3 protein-coding genes are annotated in these 2,973 nt (G+C 77.6%); 2 read left to right on the top strand and 1 reads right to left on the bottom strand.

The genetic code is table 11. The annotated features are described in order from the left end of the window. On the top strand, positions 1 to 1,734 hold a 1,734-nt coding region (locus tag ACOV8S_RS24645), incomplete at its 5' end, for a helix-hairpin-helix domain-containing protein (protein WP_448320377.1). A gap of 159 nt (positions 1,735 to 1,893) precedes the next feature. Here the strand turns inward: ACOV8S_RS24645 and ACOV8S_RS24640 are convergent. Continuing rightward, entirely contained in the window at positions 1,894 to 2,529 is a 636-nt protein-coding gene (locus ACOV8S_RS24640; protein ID WP_448320375.1) for a hypothetical protein, read from the bottom strand. 47 nt (positions 2,530 to 2,576) lie between these two features. On the opposite strand from ACOV8S_RS24640, the gene ACOV8S_RS24635 reads away from it, so the two are divergent. After that, positions 2,577 to 2,765, top strand: a complete 189-nt coding sequence (locus ACOV8S_RS24635; RefSeq protein WP_108956220.1) for a DUF5703 family protein — start codon at positions 2,577 to 2,579, stop codon at positions 2,763 to 2,765. Positions 2,766 to 2,973 lie beyond the last annotated feature (208 nt).

The following is a 2,973-nucleotide window of genomic DNA, read 5'->3' as shown; positions in this document are numbered from 1 at the left end:
GTCCTGGCGGCCGGTGGAGCCCCCGAGGCCCTCGCGCCCTCCGCCGCCGCCGTGCTCGGCGAGGGCGCCGACGTGCTGCTGCGTGAGGACCCCTGGCAGCTGCTGCGGGTCGAGGGCGTCCGGCCGGAGCACGCGGACGCCTTCGCCCGCGCCCTGCTGGGCCCCGAGGTCCGCCCCGACGACGAGCGCCGCGGCCGCGCCCTCACCGTCCGGGCGCTGGAGCGGGCGGCGCTGTCCGGGCACACCGCGCTGGAGGCGCCCGCCCTCGCGGCCGCCCTCGGCGCACAGGGCGTGCCCGACCCGGACGCCGCCGTGCAGAGCGCGGTGGCCGAGGGCGACGTGCTGGTGTTCCAGGACGCGCTGGACGACGTCCCCGCCGCGGCCCCCGCCCCCGCGCCGGCCGCGTCCGCGGAGGAGGGCGACGAGGGCGACGAGGCCGAGGAGGAGCGCCCCGTGCGGGTGCTCGTCGGACTCGAGCGGTACGCCCTGGCCGAGGAGAGCCTCGCCGACGGCCTGGCCCGTTTGGTCAACACCACGCCCTCTGGCTCGGCGGAGGACTGGGAGGCGGCCGCCGCGCGGCTGCGCGGCTCCGCCGCCGACCTGGTCCGCGCCGTCGCCGGCCACGCGCTGGTGCTGCACACCGGCGGCGAGGCGGCCCGCGCCGAACCCGCCGCCCTGCTCGCCGCCGCGGCCTCCCTGGGGCTGCGGGTGTGCGCCGTCACCCACACCGCGGACGGCCGCCGCCGGCTCCGCGCCGCGCTGGCCGGCGGTCCCGTGGACGAGCGGGCCGTCGTCACCACCGCCGGGCTGCTGTCGGGGGCCCAGGGCCCGGCCCGGGACGCCGACGGGGCGCTCGGCCTGGACCTGCTGGTGGTCCTCGACGCGCCCCAGCTCGGCGTGGAGAGCGCCGCCGTGCTGGTGGAGTCGCTGCCCGACGGCGCCCGGCTGGTGCTCGGCGGCGACCCCGGGGTGCTGTGGTCGGCGGGGCCGGGCCGGGTCTTCGCCGACCTGCTGGCCGCCAAGGTCTGCCCGCAGATCGCCTCCCGGACGCCCGACCCCGGGCCGGTCGGGGAACTGGTCTCCGCCATCGGGGTGGGCGAGCTGATCACCGTCGAGTCGCCCGGTCACGAGGTCGCCGTCGTGCCCGTCCGGGACCCCCGCGAGGCGGTGCACCGGACGGTGCAGCTGATCGCTGACTCGGTGCCCCGGGCCATCGGCGTGCCGCCCGAGCAGACCCAGGTCCTCACCCCCGGCCACGGCGGCGCGGTCGGCACCCGGGTGCTGAACGCCGCGCTCAAGGAGCGGTTCAACCCCGGCCCCGGCCGCTTCGGCGGCTTCGACCCCGGGGACCGGGTCGCCTGGTCGCCGGAGCCCGGGCGCACGGTCCTGGGGCGCGTCGCCAAGGGGGACGCCGAGGGACTGCACCTCGACCTGGCCGGCGCGACGGTCGTGGTGCCGCCGGACGCCGTCGAGCGCACCCTGCGCCACGGCTGGGCGGTGACGGCCCACCAGGCGGTCGGGCAGCGCTGGCCCGCCGTCGTCGCCGTGCTGCCCGGGGACGCCGGGGCCGCGCTCGACCGGGCGTGGGTGTACACCGCCTTCGGCCGGGCGGAGCGGCACCTGTCCGTCGTCCAGGGCGTCGGCCCGGCCCTGGCCGAGGCGGTCGCCTCCGGTGCGCCCAGGCCCCGCACCACCCGCCTCCCGGCCCTCCTGCGGGCAGCCCGCCAGGCCTGACGCAAGCGGAGACCCCGTGGGCGGCCCGGCCGGTCCGGGTCGCCCACGGGGTCCGTGGGGTCCTGTGGTGCGCAGGTGAGGGGCGACGCCCGCGATGCCGCCGACGCGCGCGGTGCCCGCCCCGCGCGGGCACCGTGCGGGGCGGGCGCGGCGGTCCCGTCAGCCCAGGTCGTCGTCGGAGTCGTCGTCGAACACCGCGGAGACGTCGAAGCGGCAGACGACCTGGGCGGGATCCGCGCCCTCGAAGGGGGCGGCGAGCCACTCACCCGGCTCGGCGGGCTCCTCCTGCGCCGTCACCCAGAGCGTGGAGTCGCCCTCCTCCAGGCCGAACTCCCGGTGCCGGGAGGCGATCTCGTCCGGCTCGTACTCGCCGAACAGCAGCCCCAGCGCACCGTGCGTCGTCCGGGAGAACGCGTCGTCGCCGAGGTCGTCGGTCACGTCCTCGTCCGCCTCCTCGATCCGGCGCGCGGCGGCCAGCAGCCGCTGCGGCTCCGTGACGGTGTAGTCCCGCCGGATCAGCACGCCGACCGCCTGCGGCTCGGCCGGTCCCTCGTACGGCGGGAGGGACTCCTCGATCCCCGGGATCTCGAACGGCGTCACCTCGTCGTGCACCGTGTACAGCAACTCGTCGTAGACCTCGGCCGCCGCGGCCAGCTGGTTGAACGCCTCGTGGACGGCCGGGTCGTCCTCCCCCGACCGCCGTTCGACCGCCGCAAGGTGACGGTCGAGCGCGACCTTGACCGCCTCGACGGCGGCACGGACCTCGGCAGCGGTGGGCTGCGCAGCATCAGACATGGTGCAGACGCTATCCGTACCGGGCGGGTGCCCGCACAATGGATGCGATGGCCGAATACGAATTTGTCGACGTGTACGTACCGCGCGGGGTCTCACGCAAGGACACGGCACGCCTGCTGACGGACCACGCGGAGTACGGGCACTGGGAGTTGTACCGCCTCAGCCTGATGCGCGACGGCAGCCGCAGGGTGCGGCTCCGCAGACGGATCATCCGACAGGTACGCGCGACATGGTGAACGGGTGAAGCGGGCCCCGCCTCGGCGGAGCCCGCTTCACCCGTCTTCGGACGTCTCCCGGGGGGAGAGTTGTCTCACGCCGCGGAGCGAGCCCGGCGGAAGAGCATCACGCCGGCCAGCAGCGCGCCCGCGCCGATCGGCAGCACCGCTCCGGCCGGGACGCCCGCGCCGGTCTCGGCGAGCTGCGGCGGGGTGCCGCCGTGCGGGG

The sequence above is a fragment of the Streptomyces sp. CO7 genome (assembly GCF_053474865.1).
Note: the sequence above shows the minus strand (reverse complement) of the source record. Positions and strands in the feature narration are given on the sequence as shown.

Excerpts from the sequence above, each read along its gene's own strand:
- ACOV8S_RS24640 (WP_448320375.1), bottom strand. The coding sequence starts at position 2,529 with ATGTCTGATGCTGCGCAGCCCACCGCTGCCGAGGTCCGTGCCGCCGTC.
- ACOV8S_RS24635 (WP_108956220.1), top strand. The coding sequence starts at position 2,577 with ATGGCCGAATACGAATTTGTCGACGTGTACGTACCGCGCGGGGTCTCA.